This is a genomic window from Gordonia rhizosphera NBRC 16068 (assembly GCF_000298195.1).
GTDB classification, from domain to species: Bacteria; Actinomycetota; Actinomycetes; order Mycobacteriales; family Mycobacteriaceae; genus Gordonia; species Gordonia rhizosphera.
The window spans coordinates 1-20,637 of the sequence record NZ_BAHC01000169.1 but is presented as its reverse complement, the minus strand read 5'-3'; the positions used below and the strand labels follow the sequence as shown (position 1 = coordinate 20,637).

The window sequence follows — 20,637 nt, the reverse complement described above, 5'->3', positions numbered from 1 at the left end:
GACCAAGGAGAACTCATGACGACAGCGCAGCCGGAGGGAAGGCTGTTCATCGATGGCGAATTCCGTGAGGCGAAGTCGGGGAAGCGCTATCCGGTCATCAATCCGGCCGATGAGTCGGTGGTCGCCTACGCTGCCGACGCCGGCCCAGAGGATGTCGATGACGCCATCGCGTCGGCACGACACTTCGCCGACACCTCGGACTGGGCGACCAATCGAGAATTCCGCAAGCGGTGCATGCTTCAGTTCCAGGAAGGACTGCGTGCTCGCGCAGACGAATTCGAGGAGCTGCTCATCGCCGAGGGCGGCATCTGCCGGAACAATCTCTGGACGCATGTGCGCTTCATGATCGACGGCATGGACTTCTTCAACGACCTGATCACCTCGTTCGGTTGGGAAGAGGATCTCGGTCCGTATGAGGTCCTCGGCAACCCGAGTGAGCGCCGTGTGTGTTACGAGCCCTACGGAGTCGTCGGAGCGATCACCCCGTGGAACGCGCCGTTCATGACCGCCATCTGGAAGGTCCACCACGGGCTCGCCACCGGCAACGCGGTGATCCTCAAGAGCGCCCCGGACACACCTCTGACCGCCGCACTGATGGCCAAGGTCATCTTGGAGGATACGGACATCCCCGCAGGTGCGTTCCACGCGATCAGCGCGGCGGACAAGGGCATCGTCGGCGACGCGATGACGGCCGATCAGCGTATCGACCTGTTCCACTTCACCGGTTCTCCCGGTGTCGGGCAGCGGATCGCGGAACGTGCCGCGAACGGGATCCGCCATACCGTTCTCGAGCTCGGCGGCAAGTCGGCCAACATCATCCTGCCGGACGCGGATCTGGACATGGCGTGCGGCGTCGGCGTCATGATGTGCATGAACAACAGCGGCCAGGGATGTGCCCTCGCCACGCGGATGATCGTGCACGCCGATGTCTACGACGAGGTGCTGCAACGGCTGGAGGCGATGGTCGGCGAATGGACCATCGGCGATCCGAGTGACCCCGCCACCCGGGTCGGTCCGATCATTCGTGAGGAACAACTCAAGCGCATCGAGGGTCTCGTCGACCGCGCGGTCGCCGAAGGTGCCAAGGTGCTCATCGGTGGAGAGCGCGCCGATCGTGACGGCCGCGGATTCTGGTATCTCCCGACGGTGCTCGTCGATGTCGACGAGAACTCCGAGATCGCCCAGAGCGAGGTGTTCGGGCCCGTACTCTCGGTGATCCGCTACGAGGGCGATGACGATGAAGCCGTGCGGATCGCCAACAACTCACGCTACGGTCTCTCGGGCTACATCCAGTCGACCAACGAGGAACGCGCCTGGGCCGTGGCGGGTCGGCTCAAGGCCGGCACCGTGAACATCAACAACTCGTTCTATCTTTCGCCCGATGCGCCTTTCGGCGGCTACGGCATCAGCGGTGACGGGGTTGAGCACGGCGTCGCCGGATTCCGGGAGTACCTGCGGATCAAGTCGGTCGCAAGCCCCTCCCACTGACGAGGTCAGGAGCACATCATGCGCATGAAGGACAAGGTCGTCGCCATTACCGGCGCCGGATCGGGCCTGGGTCGAGAGGGAGCGCTGCTGTTCGCTGCGGAGGGAGCATCGGTCGTCGTGAGCGACGTCGTGCCGGGCCGGGCACAGGCGGTCGCGAAGGAGGTCATCGAAAACGGTGGCACCGCTTCGGGAATCGACGCCGACGTGCGAATCGAGGCGGACATGTCGGCGCTGGTGTCGACCGCTGTGGACTCCTACGGCCGGATCGACGTCATGTGGGCCAACGCAGGAATCCCGGAACCGGGATTCGGAATGCAGCCGTTGGCCGACTCCTCGCTCGACGACTGGAACAACATCTTCGCGGTCAACACGACGGGGGTGTACCTCGCGTGGCGAGAGGCCGCGCGGTGGATGATCGCCAATTCCCGGCCGGGAACGTTGCTCGCCACGTCGTCGGCCGCGTCGTACAACGCCTACCCGGGCTTCCCGATGTACACGGCGTCGAAGGCAGGCGTCAACGGGTTGGTGCGTGCTGCGGCGCTGGAGTTCGGCAAGTTCGGTATCCGGGCAAATGCGTTGTGCCCCACGCACGGTATGTCGGTGAACTTCGCGTTGCCGGCCGATGCCGAGGTGCTCGGCAAGTCGTATGAAGAGATGCAGCCGTGGGACCCGGACCATCGAGCGATGCCGCTGCGGATGGACCGGCCACCGGTGCTCCGCGACAATGCCAATCTGGCGTTGTTCCTGGCGTCGGATGATTCGGCCTACATGTCCGGGCAGTCGATCCAGTCCGCAGATGGCGGACAGTTCGCCAGGACCTCGATCATCTTCCCGACCGACCTCGGGGAGAGCGCGGACATCACTTCCGGTTCGATCCCGGATGAACTCCGGGAACAGATCGACCGCTAGCCACGCCACGACCACGTCCTCCCCTGTCGGATTCGACCGAGAGGGGAGGACGTTGTCTGTGCCGACGGTGTGCGTCTGCCGATGGGCGAGGTGTTTCGCCGCCGCGGCCGGATCACTCGCGCGATCTGATGAGACCTTCTTGTACGACCGAAGCGACATGGCGACCGTCGTCGGTGTAGAACTCACCCCGGGCGAGGCCCAGGCCGCCATGCGATGAGGGCGACATGTGGTCATAGAGCAGCCATTCGTCCATTCGGAACGGGCGATGAAACCACACGCAGTGGTCGAGCGACGCCATCTGTACGGCCTTGTGGGACGGCAGGACACCATGGGGCAGAACGGATGCGGACAGAAGCAGGAGGTCCGAGACGCAGGCGAGCAATGCTCGGTTGGTGTTCTGATCGTCTGTCCGCAGGGTTCGTTTCGAACGCATCCATACCTGGGTTCGCGATCCGAGTCCGGTACTCGTCGGGGCCGCACTCACCTGTGATTGCGGGACGATCCGGACGTCGAGTGGCTCCCATTCGAGATAGAAGGTCGGCCAGGCGTCGGGGTCGGACTCGTAGAGTTCGACCCACGAGGGCAGATCGTGCGGAGACGGTACCGCCGGCGCGGCGAGCTGATGCTCGAAGCCCGTCTCCGGTCGATGATACGAAGCCCGAGCCGCAAGAATCTGCCTGTCGCCCTGGCAGGCGTTGATGGTGCGCGATGCGAACGAGCCGCCATCCCGATTCCTCTCCACCGCAAAGCGTATGGGTAGATCGGGACTACCCGGACGCAGGAACTGCGTCTGCACCGAGTGCACCGGCCAGTCCGGCGGGGTTGTCGCGGAGGCGGCCGTCAACGCCTGCCCGACCACCTGGCCGCCGAACACCCTCGGCAACGAGTATCTCGTCGGGCTGCCCAGGAATACCGATTCGCCGATCTGACGAACCGCGACCAGATCGAGAATGTCAGCTATCTGCACGGCCATTGCGTTCCCGTCGTCTCAGAAAGCCGGTATGCGAACGCCGTTCGCGTCGGCGCAGCGGTTGCGGTGGCGCGAACGGCGTGTGGTTCTTCCTTCCATGGTCCGCTCGATCACCCGACTGGCGTGCTGATGTCGACCCGTCCCGGGTACCCGCCACCACCGAAGGTGGCGTCGAGCGCGTCGTAGTCGGTGCGCCCGTCGACGGTCGGAATCTCGTCGACGAACTCGACGAACTTCGGCTTCTTGTACGAGGCGATGCGTTCGCGACAGTAGTCGCGCAGTTCGCCCTCGCTCACCGACGTGCCCGGTTCACGGACGACGATAGCCTTGACCGATTGGGCGAAGGCGGGATCGGGCACACCGATGATGGCCGCGGCCCGTACCGCGGGGTGGCCGGTCAGGCAGTTCTCGACCTCCGGCGGATAGATGTTCTCGGCTGCGGACTTGACCATCCGGGTCAGAGTGCCCAGGAAGGAGATCGTGCCGTCCTTCTCGCGGCGTCCGGCATCCGTGGTACGCCACCAGCCACCCTCGAGGAATCGGGCGGCATTGGTATCGGGACGATTCCAGTAGCCGAGGTGCACCGTATCGCCACGAATGACGATTTCGCCTACCTCTCCGTCGGCCACCTCGTGGCAGTCAGCGTCGACGATCTTGACCTGTGTGAAGGGCGAGGGCCGGCCGGCGTTGCCGATGCCGGGTTCACCGAAGGCCCGAAGGATGGGCATCCCGGTGACCTCGGTCTGGCCGAACCCGCCGGGCTGTTGGCTCCACAGCGTCGGGTCGGTCGGAAGCGCATCCCCCCAGACGGGTGCGTGGGCCCCGCCGCGAAGACGCGAGATATCAAGGCCTGCAGACTTGTTGAGCTCTCTGATAGCCATGATGGTGGGGGGCATCAAGAAGGCGGATGTCACCCTCTCGTCTGCGAGGATCTGAAGGACGTTCGCGGCTTCGACTCGCCGGACAAAGACATTCGTTCCGCCCATGAGGAACACCGGCAACGCCTCGAACTGGAAGTTGCCGATGTGGAACAGTGGTCCGGAGTTGAGGAAGACCGAGGTGTGATCGGACCCGGTCACACGACTGTTCGTAGCGGCCATCGTCAGTAGGTTGCGGTGCGTCAACAATGACCCACCCGGGCGATCGACGATGGCCGCGGTGTAGATGACCAGAAGTGCGTCGTCGGCCGAAACCTCTCCGACCACGACAGGTTCCGCCGACGTCGCGTCCACCAGCGCGTCGTATCCGTCCGCCTCTTTCGAGTCGTGCTGAATCCACAGGGCGTGCGAGTCCGCGATCTCACGCGCCTTGATGACCGTCGCGCCGATCTCCTCGTGCTGCCAGACGATGACGGCCGGATCGAAATCCTCGATGACGAAGGCCATTTCGTACGCTGATTGGCGCCAGTTGGCCGGGCAGATCATGGCGCCGAGCCGCGCCGCCGCGATCATCAGCTCCAGGAATCGGTGTGATGACTGCGCCAGCCACAGGATGCGGTCGCCCCGTTTCACACCCTGTGCGGCAAGAAGGTTGGCGACGCGGTCGACACGGCTGTCGAACTCGGGCCACGGGTAACGCAGCTCGCCGTCGACGACGGCGTCAGTGGTGGGATACCGCCGTGCGTTCTCGCGGCACACGTCGGACAGCGTGAGTTGGTGAATCATCAGTCACTCCAGTGTCAGGGGTTGTCGATGGGCTTGAATGCGGGCAGTGTCACGTCGTCGATCCGCTCGTAGGTGACCGTGACACGCATGCCGATGCTGACGGCGTCGGGATCACACCCGACGATGTTGGTGAGGTAGTTCCATCCCTCGTCGACCGCCACCACCGCGAGCACATACGGCACGTCGAAGTCCGCCGCGGGTGCGCGGTGGACAACGGTGAACGTGGTGACCGTACCCATACCGGAACTCTCGACGTAGGACCAGTCGGTGGACAACGTGCCCGGGACGCACCGTTCGGGGGGGAAGAAGTGGGTGCCGGTTCGGTTGCATCTGGGCACGACGAGGCGATGTTCGTCCGCGGCCTTCCAGAACTCGGCGGATATCACCGATGGTGTGATTCCGAGACGTCGCATCACAGTCCCTTTCCGAAGATTGCCATCTCGTAGTGACTTGCCGCCGAACCGGCATTGGCAGCGAGGGCTACCTCGACGTTGCTGACCTGATGCACCGCGTCTTCGCGCAACTGACGCACGCATTCAACGATTTTCAACGTCATCTGCTGCGTTCCGTTCCACGCGTAGGACAGGCATCCGCCATCGGGATTGATCGGCAACGACCCGTCCGGGCCGATCGTGGTGTCCTCGATGTACGAGCCGCCTTCGCCCTCGGGGCAGAATCCGAGCGTCTCGAGCTGACGGATGATTTCGAAAGAGTTGGGGTCGTAGAGGCTCAGCAGGTCGATGTCCGCCGGTCCCACCCCGGCCATGCCGAACGCCCGCCGGGCGGCCTTCTCGCCGAGTCGGCCGACCTCGGAGTAGGACGGCGGCATCACATAGGAGCCGCCGACGGCCTCCATCGCGCCCCCGAGAACCGACACGGGCAGGTGTGGCAGGTCGTACGCCCGGTCTGCGCGGGTGAGCACCACGGCCGCACCGCCCTCCCCGGAGAGGCAGACGTCCAGGCGGTGGAACGGAGTGGCCAGCATCGGGGACGCGAGGATGTCGTCAACCGTGTACGGACCTTTTCCGTACATGATCGCTTCAGGGTTGGTGGCGCCGTTGTTGCGGATCGCCGCGGCGACCGTTGCGAGTTGTTCGGGTGTGGTGCCGTACCGATGCATATGCTCGGCGGCGACAAGGGCGAAGAGGGGAATGACGTAGGCGCCCCACACATCGGTGAACTCGGCCGGATCTCCGACACCGACCGTGGACCCCGGCCCGAACGAGCCGGCCAGTCCGCCGCCGACCACGACGGTGTCGCACAGTCCGGCACTGATGGCCGCTGCGGCCTTGAGGACGCCGCGCGCACCCGACGTGTCGAGCAGCGAATCGGCGACCCAACCGACCGGTCCGCCGAGTGCTCGTGCCCATGATGCCCCGTCGGTGCCATGGCCTCCGGGACCGGCCCAATCCGCGGCGACGCCGTCGATGTCCGATGGTTCCAGGCCGGCGTCGGCGATCGCTCCGAACACCGCTTCCTGCGCCAGATCCAAGGAGGTTCGATGCGGGAGTGATCGAGCTTGTTCGGTCGCGTAGACGCCCACGACGGCCACGTCTGCGAGTGTCATCGCGCACCTCGGGGGGTGCGTAGTGGAGGTTTCACCTGTACAGGCTCCCTTCGGACGAAGCATTTCTCTCGGATCTGACCGTAGTCTATACCGCTAAATAGTTGTACTGTTATAGTGTGTAGCACGTCACGTTACAGTGTAAAGTTGCGGGCGGCGACAGGCGAAACATCCCGACATGGACATACCTGCGAGCTGTGTAGATGGAGGACCAATTGACCACGCATTCTGGACTCGATCCAGACACACGTCCGGCCGAGTCGGCCGTCGAGGAGTACGAACTTCTCGAACCGGATCTCGAGCGTGCACCGCGCGACGAGATCCGGGCACACCAGGAGAAGGCGGTTGTCGAGCTCGTCCACTATGCGTGGGAGCGTTCGCCTCTCTATCGATCACTGTGGGGAGCGGCGGGCGTCACGCCCGACGATGTCACGAACCTGGCTGAATTCTCCGAAAGGATCCCGACCCTCACGAAAGCCGATATCGGCGCGTTCCGGGAGAAGACCGGCGATGTCTATGGCGGGCTGCTCTGCGTCGACCCGAGCGAACTGGTGTCGGTGACGTCGACGTCGGGTACCACCTCGGCGCCGGAGCTGCTCCCCGAGATCTGGACCGACGCCCCGCCGTTGCCGGCGATCTCCGCGCGTGACCTGTATGTGCACGGCCTGCGGCCGGGTGATCGTGTGGTCGTGGCGGTCGGCACATTCCGGAACTACTTCGACGAGTTCTATCAGGCGATGGGTCTGATCCCGGTATTCGCCGATAGCTGGCTCGGGCAGGGAGAGGGCATCCTGCGTGCCATCAAGGAGAACCGGGCCGCCTACATGCAGGTCCACCTGCCCGCGATCATGGAACTCGAGAAGCTGGAGGCGAAATACGATCTGCGTGAGGCGCTTTCGTCGATCAAGTTCCTGTCCTTCGCCGGGCAGCCGATGGGCGCCGCGCTCAAGCGCAAGGTCACCGAGGACTGGGGTGTCAAGGTCGTCACCTACACCAGCGCCGGGGATACCGGGACAGCTTGGGAAGGGCCGGGGTTCGATGGATTCCAGCTCTGGGAGGACACGGTCTACCCAGAGGTCGTCGATGTCGGGTCCGGGAAACCGGTCCCTGAAGGGGCCATCGGTGAGCTGGTGGCCACCGACATCGACAACCGTGCCGCCCCGTACATCCGCTTCCGTTCGGGTGACCTGGTGCGCATGTCGACCGAGCCGTCATCGATCGGGCGCACCCATGCGCGGATGTGGGTGTCGGGTCGGGCAGGCGACGAGACGATCGTCGACGGCAAGGCGATCGTCGTCGGTGACGTCTGGCAGATCGTCGAACGGCAACCCGAACTCAGCGACGGCATGTTCCAGATCCTCCGATCGCGAGGACCGATGAATCGCCTGCGACTGCGAGTTGGGTACGCCCCCGAACGCACCGCAGATATCGGTGAACTCGAGCAGCGCGTGACGGGTGAGCTCGAGGCCGGGCTCGGTGTCGGCGTCGAGGTCGCGATGCTGACGCTCGAAGACATACTCCAGTACAGCTCCAGTGCGGCCAAGTTCCCCAGGACGGTGAAGGTATGAGTCGACAGACAATGCTCGAGGCGGCCCGGCGCATGCCACGCGCCCCGATCTTCGGTATCGCCACCTATCAGGTGGACGGCCGGTTCGTCGACTTCACCGTCGGGTGGGCGGATTTCGACCGCGATATCGACTGGGCGTATGAGCAATTGCTCGCCGCGGGTGTCAGGAGCGACGATCACGTTCTCGTCACGGCGAGCAATCACGAGGGCCCGTGGATCAGCCCGATCATCCGAGCGCTGCGCCGCATCGGTGCGACATACACGCCCGCCGAGGTATACGGCTGGGACGCGACTCGCTTCATTTCGTTGATCGACCGGCTGCCGATCACCGTGATCATCGGTGTCGCCGAGGAGTCGCTCGATGCGGTCGCCGCGCAGAAGCCGGACCTGCCGGAATTCTTGCGCGACGTCCGGACCATCTGGGCTCGCCCCGGCGCCTACGACCGCCTTGTCGAGGAGGGGGTGGAGTGCCTGCCGATGGTGCTGCTAGGACCCGCGCTGGGTCTTGGCCATACGCCCGCGGTCAACGAGGTCCTGATCGACGGTGCGGGATGGGATGTTCGTGAGGTCGGCGGCGAACTCAGCGTCTCCTCGACCTCGGCTCGCCACGACGACGTGACCGACGCACCGACGGGGGTCGCCGGGCGAGTGATCGAGACCGGAGCCACCACGCGCGTGCAGTTGTAGACGAGTCATAGAACGGTCACTGCGGACCGGGATCGGTGCGAGCAGCCTCGATCCTGGCCCGCAGTCCGTCGATGAGGGTGTCGATCCCGAAGTTGTAGTAGTCGGCCCCATGGAGCTCGTCGAGGTGCGTGGTCACCTTGGCCAGAGTCGGTGGCAACTGGTTGTCGCTGTTCTCCACCGGCGCGAGCGTGACCTGGTAACGCCCGAACAGGTAAGTGTGGATCATGGCGTAGGCCAAGACCACCTGCCGTTCGGGCAGTCCTGCGCTGTGCATGATCTCCATCATCGCGTCCATGATGTGCTGGTCGGAATGCAGCATGCGCTGCAGGAGCAGCCCCGCGATCCCGGGCTGCTGACGTAGCCGACGGTCGATGTTGTCGATCAACCCACGGAGGCGAACGTCCCAGGCACCCTCTTCGGGAACCTCGACGCCGGCCAGCGTGCGACGTGCGACGAGGTCGAGCAGTGCTTGTTTGTCGGCAACGTAGGAGTACACGGCCATCTGTGAGCGGCCGAGCTCGCGGGAGAGCCGGCGCATCGACAACGCGTCGAGACCTTCACTGCGGATGACTGCCAGGGCTGCGTCGACGATCTGGTCTTCACTGAGCGTCGGCGGACGGCCCTTGGTGCGGCGGGGCGGGGAAGGGTGCTCGGCGACCTCTCGCTGGTCACGTGCAGTCACAGCGGCAGTGTACTCATCTCCTGATCGTGCCGGGGCGCTCCGGCCCGGCACGATCAGCGAGACAAGCGACACCACCGGTCTCAGATGCCCAATCGCTCCAGTAGGCGCTCGTGTGCCAGTGCGGGGCCGCCCATCAGCAGATCGGTGGCGCGCGCCCGAACTCGCAGTGTGTTCACGAACGCGCCGTCGAGGTCCCCCACCACAGTGTTGATGCGCAGCGCCACCTTGCGCACAGCCGCCGAGCACCCGACGTGCGCCATGGCCGCGGCGACCGCCGCAGCATCGAGGTTGTCACTACTGTCGTATTTGACGGCCCGATACCAGAGTGCCGTCGCATACTGACGCAGCAGTTCGAGTTCGGCGACATCGCGGGTGAAGCGTCGCCACGCATCGCCATCACTGCACGACGGGGGCAGTGCGCACAGCGTCTTCAGGGCGCGATCCACCATTCCCATCTGTTCTCCGGCGAGTACGGTGGTGGCCTTGTCGACGGTCCGATTCATGATGCGGCCGCCGGCGCCTTCCCTCCCGATCGCGGTGGCCGGGGTGCCGGTGAAGGTGATACGTGCCAATGGCCGCGACTCATCCAGGGTCGGCAGCGTTTCGACCGTGAGCCCCGCGGCCGCCCGGTCCACCCGGTAGAGCGAGGGACCGCCCGTCGTGCGGGCGATCACCAGTATCGTGTCAGCGTCCTCGGCACCGGGTACGTACCACTTCTCGCCGGTGATGCTCCAGCCGTCGGCGGTGGGGACGGCACGCGTCTTCACGAGCGCCGGATCCCACGACCCGGTCGTCTCGGCGGCGGCGAGGGTGCAGTGCCGCACGTCGACCGAGTCATCGGTGGGCGAGGTGGCGGTCGCCAGCGCCTGAGCACCGAGGCCGGCCGCCGCGAAGTACTCGGTGTCGCTGAGGGTGAAACCAGCCGAATAGGCGACCTTGGCAGCTCCTACCGCCCCCTCGAAGGCCGTGGTCTTCCACTGTTCCTCGGGAACGATCGTCGCGAGGTCCTCGTTCCGCTCGATCACATGACCGGTGATGTCGACCGCGAGTCGATCGAGCTCCCGGTCGGCGTCTGCGGTCAGTTCGGCGGTCGCCGCGGTGAGAGGCAACAGGCTCTCACGGAACGGATTTCCGGTCTCCGCGAGCAATCGTGGGCCCAGGACATCCGTGATGAACTCGCCTGCGCCGGCCAGGACCCGGGCCTCCGCCGCGTTCACCACATGCGGTGAACAGTCGATGTTTCCGCGTCGCAACTCGCGAACCGCGGTCAGGCCGACCAGCACCTCGCTGAGCTGCCGTCGCAGGGCGCGGTCATCCCAGGTCCAGGTCGAACGCATCAAAGCCGACAAGGTCTCGGCATTCAGGCCGTCGACGAGTTCGGTGCGCTCGGCCGCGTCGAGTATCGGTGCGTCGGTTCTCGGTTCCACGATGCCTCCCGGGCAGGTCGAAAAGGTTGTGGTTAATATGATGCCGGTAATACGTTACAGTGTAAAGTATGTCGTGCGGGCCACTACCCGGTCGACGAATCGAATCCCGTCACCAATCGAGGAGGACACACCATGACGAAGGCGATGCCTGCCGAACGCACCCACGTCGAGGACGAGAAGATCTGGGCACATTCGGGCGATTCACACCTGATGGAGCCGGAGGATCTGTGGACCTCTCGGCTGCCCAAGCGCTTGGCGGACCGAGCCCCTCGATCGGAGCGCGGCGAGAAATACGAGATTCTCTACATCGACGGCCAACAGTTCGATCGCCAGCTCAACGACTTCATGGATGCGATGCGCCCCCCGGGCTTCAAGGATCTCAAGATCCGACTCCAGGATCTCGATCAGGAGGGAGTGCGATCTCAGCTGGCCTTCCCGTCGATGGGCTTCTGGACGTGCAACATCCGCGACCCCGAGCTCGAGAAAGCCGTTGCCCGGGCATGGAACGACTGGGCGATGGAGGACATCATGGGCGTCCAGAATCGGATCTTCGCACCGGCGATCGTGCCGCTGATGGACGTGAAGAACGCGGTCGCCGAGGCTGAGCGTGCCGCCGAAATGGGTTTCAAGGCACTGTACTTCCCCTGCGGGATCGATGACGACCGGGCGTGGGGCCTCGACATCTGGGAGCCGCTGTGGGCAACCGCCGAGGAACTCGGGCTGCCGCTGACCTTCCACATCGGAACCGGCGGCGAAAACGTCGTCTACCGCGGACCGGGTGGTGCCGTGGTGAACTACATGGAGACGACCTATCCCGGCATGCGCGTCATCACCCATCTCGTGGCCGGTGGGGCGCTCGATCGCCACCCCGATCTGAAAGTGCTTGTCGCCGAGGGTGGTGCGGGGTGGGTCCCGGCCATCGGTGACCGTATGGACGAGGCCTACCGACAGCACGGCATGTTCGTTCGGCCGCGCCTGTCACGCCTGCCGAGCGAGATCATTCGCCAACAGGTCTACGCGTCCTTCCAGCATGACATCAGCGCGGTCCAGATCATCCAGGACACCGATTACCACAACGTCCTGTGGGGTGACGACTACCCGCATCTCGAAGGGACGTACGGCCACACTCAGGAGACCTTGCACACCATCTTCGACGGTGTCGACCAGGCCATCCGGGACCGTGTGTTGCGCGGCTCCTTCGAGGAGCTCTTCCCGACGATGGCTGCCTGACGGCGGTCACGCCGATACCCCGACCGCCACATGAACGCATCTCGTCAGCGGTGCCGCTCGAGGCACCGCCGACGAGATGTACCCGGGCTGCACGCACCGCGGTGGGCGGCGGGCCGCTGAGTCCACCGAATCCTCGAAAGTTGTTTCCCACCAACATGAATCAAGGTCATCAACCATTGTCAGCTCACGGGCAACGCACCAGCGATCGTCGGCCCACCGCCTCGATCGACCGCACCGATCCATCGAGTCCGTTCTACTCCCCACCATCTCGGACCGGCGTCAGCCTCTGCCACGGATGCCGTGCCATCGACCGATGCAGGTTCGGTATCCACGCCGAACAACTCGGTGATGATGGCGTTGTGGTGAGCGAGGTGGTCTGCCCGCCCGAGGAGGAAGGCGGACCCGATGTCGCGCACGGCGGGTGGACGGCGTCGGTGATGGACGAACTGGTGGGGCACACGCTGGTGCTCCGCAACGAGCTCGCGGTCACCGGCACGCTGACGGTCAAGTTCGTCAAGCCCGTCCCGGTGGGTTGGGATCTCGTGGGTCGTGCGTGGATCACCGCACGCGAGGGTCGCAAGGTGTTCGTCTCCGCAACACTGGAATTGAAATCGTCGGGCGCGATCCTCGCCTCGGCCGATGCGGTGATGGTCAAACGGCCCGCCGACCATTTCACCGATCACTACCGCTGGCTCGAAGAGCAATAGGCGCATGACGAACAGCGGCCCAGATAGATCGAACTCGGAGCAGGCGCTCCCGTTGAAGAGAGGTACTCAGATGACACAGTCGGTGATCGTCTCCGGAGGAAGCGGCGGTCTCGGAGTCGCTGTCGTCGAACGTCTGGTCGCAGACGGCTGGCGGGTGATCGTGCCGTGGATCGCGGAACGTGAGCTGTCCCGGCTGCCCGACCATGAGCGCGTCGAACTGTGCCGGGCCGACCTGTTCGACGAACAACGGGTGGGCGACGTGGTTTCGGTCGCCACCGCCCGTAGTGATGCCCCGTTGACCTCGGTCGTCAATCTGGTGGGTGGTTTCGCGATGGGTGAGCGCATCGACGGTACACCCGTCGGCGACTTCGAGCGCCTTATCCAACTGAATTTGCGACCGTTGTACCTGCTGTCGCACTTCGCACTTCCGCACATCGTCGCTTCTGGCGGCGGGTCCGTGGTGGGCGTGTCGGCCAAGGCCGCGTTCGCTCCGTTCTCCGGGGCTGCGGCCTATGTCACATCGAAGGCCGCGGTCTGGGCATTCCTGTCGGCGCTGGCCGTCGAATATCAGCAGGACGGCATCCGGGCCAACGCGATCCTCCCGTCGGTGATCGACACTCCGGCGAACCGTGCGGCGCAGCCGGATTCGACCCGCAAGGGTTGGGTGACGCCGGCTCGGATCGCCGACACGATCTCCTTTCTGCTGTCCGACGCCTCCCAGGCGATCACCGGTGCACAGATACCGGTCCCCGGCGTGGGGTGACGCGGTCGGGTAGGGCTGTTGCGACCGGTTACGCTCCGCCGGTCAGCATGATGCTCTCCCCGGTCATGTACCCCAGATCGGAGCTGGCCAGGGCGACTACTGCCCGCCCGATATCAGTTTCCGGGTCTCCGACGCGGCCCAACGGAATCCCCTTCAGCATCCGTTCGAACCGTTCCGGTTGCGCGGTACGGAAGTCGGCGGCCGCGGGGGATAGTGCGTTGGGTACCACCACGTTGACCCGGATCCCGTAGCGGCCCCATTCGCGGGCCGCCACCCGACTGGGCCCGCGGATGGCCTCCTTCGCCATCGGCGTAGGCACCGAATCCCGAAGCGCCGTCGATGGCCGTGCTCGAGCCGAAGTTGACGACGATCGCGTCGGTGCCGTCCTTCAGATGGGGCAGGGCCGTCTGCATCGTGCAGAAGGTGGCCAACGCGCCGCTCTCCCAGTTGGCCACGACGTCGCTGAGGGCGGTTTTCTCGATGAGCCCCCGGGTGGACGTCTCTGCATTGTTGACCAAGATGTCCAAGCCACCGAATTCGGCGACGGTGCCCTGATCGGATCGTGTTGGTCGTGTGGTGGGGTTTATCCGGCCCACATGCGCCGACGGACCCCACGCCGCGTGCAGGGGCGTGGGGTCCGCGGGCGTGGCGATCAGAATCCGAGCTTGCGTCCGATCAGATCGAGCATGATCTCGTTGGTGCCGCCGTAGATGCGCTGCACACGCGAGTCACGCCAGAGTCGCGCGATCTCGTACTCGTTCATATACCCGTATCCGCCGTACATCTGCAGGCAGCGATCGATGATGCGCCACTGGGTTTCGGTCGCCCACCACTTCGCTCCGGCGGCTTCCTCGGCGGTCAGTTCGCCGGCATTGACCGCAATGATGCACTGGTCGATGTAGTTCTGCATGATGTCGGCTTCCACGTGCATCTGTGCGAGGGCGTGTCGATTGACCTGGAAGGTACCGATCTGCTGTCCGAACGCCTTTCGTTCGCGCGCATAGTCGGTGGCGAGGGTGACCGCGCGTCGCGCCTGTGCCGCGGCATGGATCGCGATACCGAGACGTTCGGCTGGGAGATTGCGCATGAGGTGGTAGAAGCCGCGGTTCTCCTCGCCGATGAGATTCTCCACCGGCACGCGGACGTTCTCGAAGAACAGTTCAGAAGTGTCGGCCGCCTTCTGCCCGATCTTGTCGAGGTTGCGGCCGCGGGTGAATCCCTCCGTGCCGGTTTCGACCACGATCAGGCTGAGTCCCTTGTGAGGCTTCTCGGCATCGGGATCGGTGCGGCACACGACGACAACGAGATCGGCGAGCATACCGTTGGAGATGAAGGTCTTGGACCCGTTGATGACGTAGTGGTCGCCGTCGCGTCGTGCCGACGTCTTGACGTTGGCCAGATCGGAACCCGCGCCGGGCTCCGACATGGCGATCGCGGTGATGTAGTCGCCACTGATGTACTTGGGCAGCCACCGTGCCTTCTGCTCGTCGGTGGTCAGTTCGCGGAAGTAGCCCGACAGAATGTCGTTCTGCACGCCGAGTCCGATGCCGACCGCGCCGCTGGCGTGGTACTCCTCGTTCAGGATGGCGTTGAAACGGAAGTCCTGGATGTCGGCGCCGCCGTACTCTTCGGGCATCTCCCAGCCGAGCAGTCCGAGCTTGCCGGCCTTGACCCACGCCTCCCGGTCAGCGTATCCGCGCTGCTCCCATTCGTCGGCGTACGGGACACATTCGGTCTCGAAGAAGGCTCGAGCGGTGGCCCGGAACTCGTCGTGTTCCGGTTCGAAGATCTTGCGTTGCATGGCTATGGCTCCCGATGAACTAGTGGCTGAAGGTTCTGAAATGTATTCAAATAGTACAATACACTATCTAATTAAGCGGATTATCCGATGCGAGCGTGCTCGGTCGGTGGCAGGGCCGGCTCGCACGAATCATCACGACGACTGGGCCGTATCGGGCCCGCGGTCTGCCAGTCCTCGATGTCCGGTCCGGGTTTGGCCGCGGGGAACTTGTCGTCGTGCATGGCGGTCCAGTGTGCGTGTCCGAGTTGGTGGAGATAGAAGCTGTGTTTGAGGGATTCCTGAAAGCCCATCGCATCCACCGCACCATTGATCGACTCCTTGACCAGCATGCGAGCCATCGCGGGGCGTCGGGCGATGCGTTCGGCAAATGCCAGTGTGCGTTCGGCGAGTTCGTCGTCTGGGAAGATCTTCGACACCATGCCGAGCCGGTAGCCTTCCTCGGCATCGATCGAGTCTCCCGTGAGCAGAAGTTCTTTCGCCTTGCGCGGACCGAATTCCCAAGGATGCGCGAGGTACTCGACACCGGGCATTCCCAAGCGGGTGGCAACGATGTCGGCAAAGGTCGTGTTCTCGGCGGCGACGATCAGATCGCACGCCCACATCAGCATGAGGCCCGCCGAGATGACGTTGCCATGGACCTGCGCGATCGTGATCTTCCGGATGTCGCGCCATCGACGGTTGCATTCGAAGTAGTATTGCCACTCCTGCAGCGTCCGGCGCTCGACGTGGGACGCCGCCGTTCCGCCGTCGATCTGGAACGTCGGATGCTGGTTGGGGCCGGGCAGTTCTTCGTCGGCGACCACCCGTGATCCCATGTCGTGGCCGGCCGAGAAACTCTTGCCGTTGCCGGCGAGGATGATGACGGCGACGGTGTCGTCCTGCTCGGCCCGGCGAAAGGCGTCGTCGAGTTCGACGAGCATGCCGCGGTTCTGAGCATTGCGTGTCTCCGGGCGATTCAGGCTGATTCGTGCGACACGCCCGTCATGGAGGCGTTCGTCGGTGATGTATTTGTACTCGGGCACAGGGTGTTCCTGCCTTTCTCGAGGTCGGGGACTACGGCGGCCTGCGGGCGGGGTTCCGCCGGACGCGCACGACGGTTATAGTACAATTAGTTAGCGAATTGATCCAGTGTGTGCGACGGAAGGATGAAAATGAGCAAGCTCGACGGAACGGTTGCGCTGGTCACCGGGGGTGCCGGTGGTCTCGGGGAAGCTGCGGTGCGCACGCTTCATCGCGAGGGGGCGTCGGTGGTGATCGTCGATCTCGCCGATGAGCGTGGTGAGAAACTGGCCGCGGATCTGGGGAGTCGGGCCGTGTATGCCCGCGCCAGCGTCCTGGAGGATGCCGAGTTGCGGAGTGCTCTCGATGCGGCTGCCGGGCTCGGTGACCTGCGCACAGTTGTTGTCGCGCATGGTGGTTGGGGAGTCGCGGAGCGGATGGTCGGGCGCGACGGGAGTCCGGCGACCCTGGAGGGATTCACCAAGACCCTCGATCTGTACTTGTCGGGCACGTTCAATGTGGCGCGGTTGGCGGCCGCGCACATGGCCGGACTCGAGCCGCAAGAGAACGGCGAGCGGGGCGCGATCGTCACAACGGCGTCGATCGCCGGCTACGAGGGCCAGATCGGTCAGGCCGCCTATGCCGCGGCCAAGGCCGGCGTGATCGGGTTGACCCTGGCGGCAGCACGTGACCTGAGCGCCACCGGTATCCGGTACAACACGATCGCTCCGGGCACCATGCGGACGGCGATCATGGAGAGCGTCGGCGATGACGCCCTCGCCAAGTTCACCGCGAATGTGCCGTTCCCCAAGCGACTTGGCGAGCCCGCGGAGTTCGCGGATGCCGCCCTGTTCCTGGCCACCAACGGATACGTGAACGGTGAAGTCCTTCGGCTCGACGGCGCTCAGCGCTTCGGTCCCCGATGAGCTGAGCTGCGACCGGAAGCGACCCTCGCGCGATTGCTCCGAGGCGCCCGGTCGTCGCAGCGATGACGATGGCCGGCGTGGCGGTTCACAAGCCGTCACGCCGGCCGATCTGTCTGGGTACGCAAAGGAGGCCCCGCCGGCCGGCGGGGCCTCCTTTGCGTCGGGGTCAAACGCCGCGCCACTGCGGAGTCCGTCTTTCGGCGAACGCCAGCGCCCCTTCCCGTGCATCCGCCGAGGTGAACACAGGATGTACGAGCTTGGCCTGTTCATCGAACATCACCTCGGTGGACCAATCCTGCGACTCGACGATGACCCGCTTCGACGCAGCGATCGCGAGCGGGCCGTTTTCGGAGATCTCCTGTGCGAGTGCCATCGCTCCCGCCAGCGCCTCCCCGTCGTCGGTCACTCTATTGACCAGCCCGAGTTCGTGCGCGCGGTCAGCGGTGAGATGCATACCCGTGAGCACCATCTCCATCGCGAATTGTCGCGGAATGCGCTGGGGTAGACGAAGGAGCCCGCCACCACCCGCCACCAACCCGCGCTTGACCTCGGGGAGGCCGAATCGTGCGGTGCGCCCGGCGACGATCATGTCGGCCGCGAGAGCGAGTTCGCAACCACCGCCGAGTGCGTATCCCTCCACGGCGGCGATCATCGGCTTGATCGGTGGCTTACCGGTGAAACCTAGGCCGCGCTCACCGGCCATCATGTCTTCGCCGCGCGCGAAGGCCTTCAGATCCATGCCCGCGCTGAACGATCCGCCCGTACCTCCGATCACTGCCACCGACAGGTCTGGATCGTCGTCGAGCCGGTCGATTGCGGCGGCGAGTGCGAGGCTGACCGCCCGGTTGATCGCGTTGCGCGCCTCGGGACGGTCGATGATGATCTGCAGCACTCGTCCGTGCTGCTCGATGTGGACGTCGGGTTGAGTCATGTCTTCTCCATTGATCTGGATGTGATCCGCTGCCGATTGCTCAGAGCGCTTCGTAGATGGTGGCGTTGGCGGTGCCGCCGCCTTCGCACATTGTCTGCAGGCCATAGCGGCCGCCGGTGTGCGTGAGATGGTGGACCAGGGTCACGGCGAGTCGTGCGCCGGAGGCGCCGAGCGGATGGCCGAGTGCGATCGCGCCACCGAGCGGGTTGAGTCGCTTGCTTGCTGCACCGGTCTCGATCTGCCAGGCGAGGGGTACCGGTGCGAATGCCTCATTCACCTCGAAGGCATCGATGTCCCCGATCGACAGGCCGGAGCGCTTCAATGCCAGCGCGGTCGCCGGGATCGGCCCGGTGAGCATCTTGACCGGATCGTCTCCGGTGACGACGGCGGTGTGCACCCGGGCGATCGGGGTCAGGCCCAGCGAGGCCGCCTTCTCAGAGGTGGTCATCAGCAGTGCGGCTGCGCCGTCGGAGATTTGCGAGGCGTTGCCGGCGGTGATGACGCCGTCGTCGAGGAATGGTGTCTTGAGGCCGGCGAGCCTGTCCACGGTGGACCCCGGCCTGATGCCCTCGTCGGCGGTGAAGGTGGAGTCATCGATCGTGACGGCGGCGATCTCGGCGTCGAACATGCCGGCGTCGCGAGCGGCTGCCGCACGTTCGTGGGATTCGACCGAGTATTCGTCGAGTTGGGTGCGGGACAGACCGTAGTCGGCGGCGATCTTCTCTGCGCCGGCGCCCTGGTTGAATCGGCCACCGAATCCGGGAAATCGGTTGAGTTCGTCCGCGTACCGGGTCACCGCGGGACCGCCCAACTCGCCAGTGCCCTCGACGTTCGCGGCCTGCATCGGCACATTCGACATCATTTCCACACCGCCGGCCACGACCACATCGGCCTGGCCGGAGATCAACGCCGCCGCAGCCGTCGAGATGGCCTGCTGCGACGAGCCGCATTGGCGGTCCACCGTGAAACCGGGAATCGACTCGGGCCAGCCGGCACCCAGGACCGCCATCCGGCCGACGTTGCCGGACTGCTCGCCGATGCTGATCACGTTGCCCCAATGCACGTCGTCGATGAGGTTGACGTCGATACCTGAGCGGGCGGCCAGCGCGTTCAGGATCTGAGCCGAGAGTTCGACGGCGTGAACCCCCTTCAGTGAGCCGTTCCGCTTGCCGATCGGGCTGCGTACGGCTTCGACGATCACGGCGTCGCGCATGTCTATCTCCTTCTGTGGGTGGTTCTGCCTGCCGATTCGCTCGGCATCGGTCACACATATGACGTGGACCAGAACGTCAATAAGTACAATACATTAACTATTAACAGTCAATCGCGCGTGATGCTGTGAGTCGGCCCGAGTTGCCGGAGCGGCGTTCGTCCCGGGGGCTGGATCGCGTGGTAACCTACCAATAGGTAAATTCATTAAACTAATTAAGGAGGATGCGTGGCAGACGAACTGGCCGGTCGGATCGCACTTGTCACCGGTGCTGCGGGCGACGGCATCGGCAAGGCGTTGGCGATGCGGCTCGCCGCGGACGGGGCGACCGTGGTCGTGACCGACTCACACCCGCGACGAGTGGTGGCCGCGGCGGAGGCCATCGCCGAGGTGAACGGCGGTCGGGCAGTGGCGAAACAGCTCGACGTCGGTGATCGAGAGCAGATCGTCGAGGTCGCCAGTTGGGTCCGTAACGAAATGGGTCCGATATCCATCCTGGTCAACAACGCCGCCTACAACGTTCTCGGTCCGATCTTCGACTACGACCCGGCCGACTGGGACCGCGTTCTGTCGGTCAACCTCAGCGGTCCGTGGATGCTGTCCAAGCTCGCGATGACCCAGATGCGCGACGCGAAGGTACCCGGCGTCATCCTCAACATCTCCACCTATGCCCCCGACGTCGGGGGCGAGGGCATCGAGGCTCCCTACGCGGTATCCAAGGGTGGCCTCAACGTCTTGACCCGTAGCTGCGCCCACGAGGGTGGGCCGTACGGGATCCGCGCGAACACGCTCTCGATGGGTGTCGTCACCGGAACGCGATTCGTCGATGCCCTACACCCCGAGCTGAAAGAGAGCGAGCTCCCGAAGTCGCCACTCGGGCGCCTGGCCAACGTGACCGACATCGTCGAGGCGGGCGCGTTCCTGATCTCCGATCGTGCGGCCTCCATCACCGGAGAGATCGTCAACGTCGCGGCGGGCATCCACATGAGGTACTGAGGAGATGCGGTTGAAGGTTCCGAATGGTCTAGATCTTCTTATGAGTATGGCTGATCTATAATCACGAACTATTCCGCGGTCTGCGACGAGCGGAAAGGGTCGGCCCGGACAGTGGG

General features: G+C 64.7%; 20 protein-coding genes and 1 pseudogene. 9 read left to right on the top strand and 12 right to left on the bottom strand.

Features of this window, described 5'->3' with window-relative positions:
- The first annotated feature begins 15 nt into the window (after positions 1–15).
- Entirely contained in the window at positions 16–1,488 is a 1,473-nt protein-coding gene (locus GORHZ_RS20825; protein WP_006336539.1) for an aldehyde dehydrogenase family protein, read from the top strand.
- Between the two features lie 18 nt (positions 1,489–1,506).
- Entirely contained in the window at positions 1,507–2,397 is an 891-nt protein-coding gene (locus GORHZ_RS20820) for an SDR family NAD(P)-dependent oxidoreductase (RefSeq protein ID WP_006336538.1), read from the top strand.
- A 112-nt stretch (positions 2,398–2,509) separates the two neighbouring features.
- Here the strand turns inward: GORHZ_RS20820 and GORHZ_RS20815 are convergent, their stop codons facing one another.
- From GORHZ_RS20815 to GORHZ_RS20800, 4 genes are all read right to left on the bottom strand, one after another.
- A complete protein-coding gene (locus GORHZ_RS20815; protein ID WP_157205292.1) occupies positions 2,510–3,364 on the bottom strand; it encodes an acyl-CoA thioesterase in 855 nt (284 codons plus the stop codon).
- 113 nt (positions 3,365–3,477) lie between these two features.
- Entirely contained in the window at positions 3,478–5,031 is a 1,554-nt protein-coding gene (locus GORHZ_RS20810) for an AMP-binding protein (protein ID WP_006336536.1), read from the bottom strand.
- Between the two features lie 14 nt (positions 5,032–5,045).
- A complete protein-coding gene (locus GORHZ_RS20805) occupies positions 5,046–5,444 on the bottom strand; it encodes a Zn-ribbon domain-containing OB-fold protein (protein ID WP_006336535.1) in 399 nt (132 codons plus the stop codon).
- Entirely contained in the window at positions 5,444–6,598 is a 1,155-nt protein-coding gene (locus GORHZ_RS20800) for a thiolase family protein (RefSeq protein WP_006336533.1), read from the bottom strand. Before GORHZ_RS20800 ends, GORHZ_RS20805 begins: the two co-directional genes overlap by 1 nt.
- Positions 6,599–6,810: 212 nt before the next feature.
- Here GORHZ_RS20800 and GORHZ_RS20795 point away from each other — a divergent pair, with 212 nt between their 5' ends.
- Both GORHZ_RS20795 and GORHZ_RS29645 read left to right on the top strand, forming a co-directional pair.
- Complete coding sequence (locus tag GORHZ_RS20795) at positions 6,811–8,163, top strand: phenylacetate--CoA ligase family protein (RefSeq protein WP_157205291.1); 1,353 nt, start codon at positions 6,811–6,813, stop codon at positions 8,161–8,163.
- Complete coding sequence (locus GORHZ_RS29645; protein ID WP_157205290.1) at positions 8,160–8,849, top strand: hypothetical protein; 690 nt, start codon at positions 8,160–8,162, stop codon at positions 8,847–8,849. Before GORHZ_RS20795 ends, GORHZ_RS29645 begins: the two co-directional genes overlap by 4 nt.
- A gap of 16 nt (positions 8,850–8,865) precedes the next feature.
- Here GORHZ_RS29645 and GORHZ_RS20785 read toward each other — a convergent pair whose 3' ends face one another.
- Entirely contained in the window at positions 8,866–9,531 is a 666-nt protein-coding gene (locus tag GORHZ_RS20785) for a TetR/AcrR family transcriptional regulator (protein WP_083877386.1), read from the bottom strand.
- Positions 9,532–9,611: 80 nt separating this feature from the next.
- Positions 9,612–10,958 carry an acyl-CoA dehydrogenase family protein gene (locus tag GORHZ_RS29640; RefSeq protein WP_006336529.1) on the bottom strand — a complete coding sequence of 449 codons (1,347 nt, stop codon included), beginning with the start codon at positions 10,956–10,958 and terminating at the stop codon, positions 9,612–9,614.
- Positions 10,959–11,090: 132 nt separating this feature from the next.
- On the opposite strand from GORHZ_RS29640, the gene GORHZ_RS20775 reads away from it, so the two are divergent.
- The 3 genes from GORHZ_RS20775 (at position 11,091) to GORHZ_RS20765 (ending at position 13,658) form a co-directional block, all read left to right on the top strand.
- Positions 11,091–12,188 carry an amidohydrolase family protein gene (locus GORHZ_RS20775; protein WP_006336528.1) on the top strand — a complete coding sequence of 366 codons (1,098 nt, stop codon included), beginning with the start codon at positions 11,091–11,093 and terminating at the stop codon, positions 12,186–12,188.
- 362 nt (positions 12,189–12,550) lie between these two features.
- Positions 12,551–12,895, top strand: coding sequence for a PaaI family thioesterase (locus tag GORHZ_RS31795; protein WP_245551481.1), 345 nt, complete (start codon positions 12,551–12,553; stop codon positions 12,893–12,895).
- 70 nt (positions 12,896–12,965) lie between these two features.
- Positions 12,966–13,658 carry an SDR family NAD(P)-dependent oxidoreductase gene (locus tag GORHZ_RS20765; protein WP_006336526.1) on the top strand — a complete coding sequence of 231 codons (693 nt, stop codon included), beginning with the start codon at positions 12,966–12,968 and terminating at the stop codon, positions 13,656–13,658.
- A gap of 28 nt (positions 13,659–13,686) precedes the next feature.
- Here the strand turns inward: GORHZ_RS20765 and GORHZ_RS31425 are convergent, their stop codons facing one another.
- The 4 genes and pseudogenes from GORHZ_RS31425 to GORHZ_RS20750 all read right to left on the bottom strand — a co-directional run bounded on the left by GORHZ_RS31425 (position 13,687) and on the right by GORHZ_RS20750 (position 16,481).
- Entirely contained in the window at positions 13,687–13,965 is a 279-nt protein-coding gene (locus tag GORHZ_RS31425) for an SDR family oxidoreductase (protein ID WP_006336524.1), read from the bottom strand.
- 61 nt (positions 13,966–14,026) lie between these two features.
- A pseudogene (locus GORHZ_RS32285) lies at positions 14,027–14,254 on the bottom strand (hypothetical protein); the annotation flags it as partial.
- Positions 14,255–14,310: 56 nt separating this feature from the next.
- The gene (locus GORHZ_RS20755) at positions 14,311–15,459 is read right to left on the bottom strand and encodes an acyl-CoA dehydrogenase family protein (protein ID WP_006336512.1); all 1,149 of its coding nucleotides are present in this window, start codon (positions 15,457–15,459) and stop codon (positions 14,311–14,313) included.
- Positions 15,460–15,539: 80 nt separating this feature from the next.
- The gene (locus GORHZ_RS20750) at positions 15,540–16,481 is read right to left on the bottom strand and encodes an enoyl-CoA hydratase (RefSeq protein ID WP_006336511.1); all 942 of its coding nucleotides are present in this window, start codon (positions 16,479–16,481) and stop codon (positions 15,540–15,542) included.
- A gap of 129 nt (positions 16,482–16,610) precedes the next feature.
- On the opposite strand from GORHZ_RS20750, the gene GORHZ_RS20745 reads away from it, so the two are divergent.
- Entirely contained in the window at positions 16,611–17,384 is a 774-nt protein-coding gene (locus GORHZ_RS20745) for an SDR family oxidoreductase (protein WP_006336510.1), read from the top strand.
- Between the two features lie 166 nt (positions 17,385–17,550).
- On the opposite strand, the gene GORHZ_RS20740 is transcribed toward GORHZ_RS20745, so the two are convergent.
- Together GORHZ_RS20740 and GORHZ_RS20735 are read right to left on the bottom strand one after the other, a co-directional pair.
- The gene (locus GORHZ_RS20740) at positions 17,551–18,315 is read right to left on the bottom strand and encodes a crotonase/enoyl-CoA hydratase family protein (RefSeq protein ID WP_006336508.1); all 765 of its coding nucleotides are present in this window, start codon (positions 18,313–18,315) and stop codon (positions 17,551–17,553) included.
- Positions 18,316–18,355: 40 nt separating this feature from the next.
- On the bottom strand, positions 18,356–19,528 hold the full coding sequence (locus GORHZ_RS20735; RefSeq protein WP_006336506.1) for a thiolase family protein: 1,173 nt from the start codon (positions 19,526–19,528) through the stop codon (positions 18,356–18,358).
- A 225-nt stretch (positions 19,529–19,753) separates the two neighbouring features.
- Between GORHZ_RS20735 and GORHZ_RS20730 the strand changes: the two genes are divergently transcribed.
- Positions 19,754–20,521 carry an SDR family NAD(P)-dependent oxidoreductase gene (locus tag GORHZ_RS20730; RefSeq protein ID WP_006336505.1) on the top strand — a complete coding sequence of 256 codons (768 nt, stop codon included), beginning with the start codon at positions 19,754–19,756 and terminating at the stop codon, positions 20,519–20,521.
- Positions 20,522–20,637: the final 116 nt, after the last annotated feature.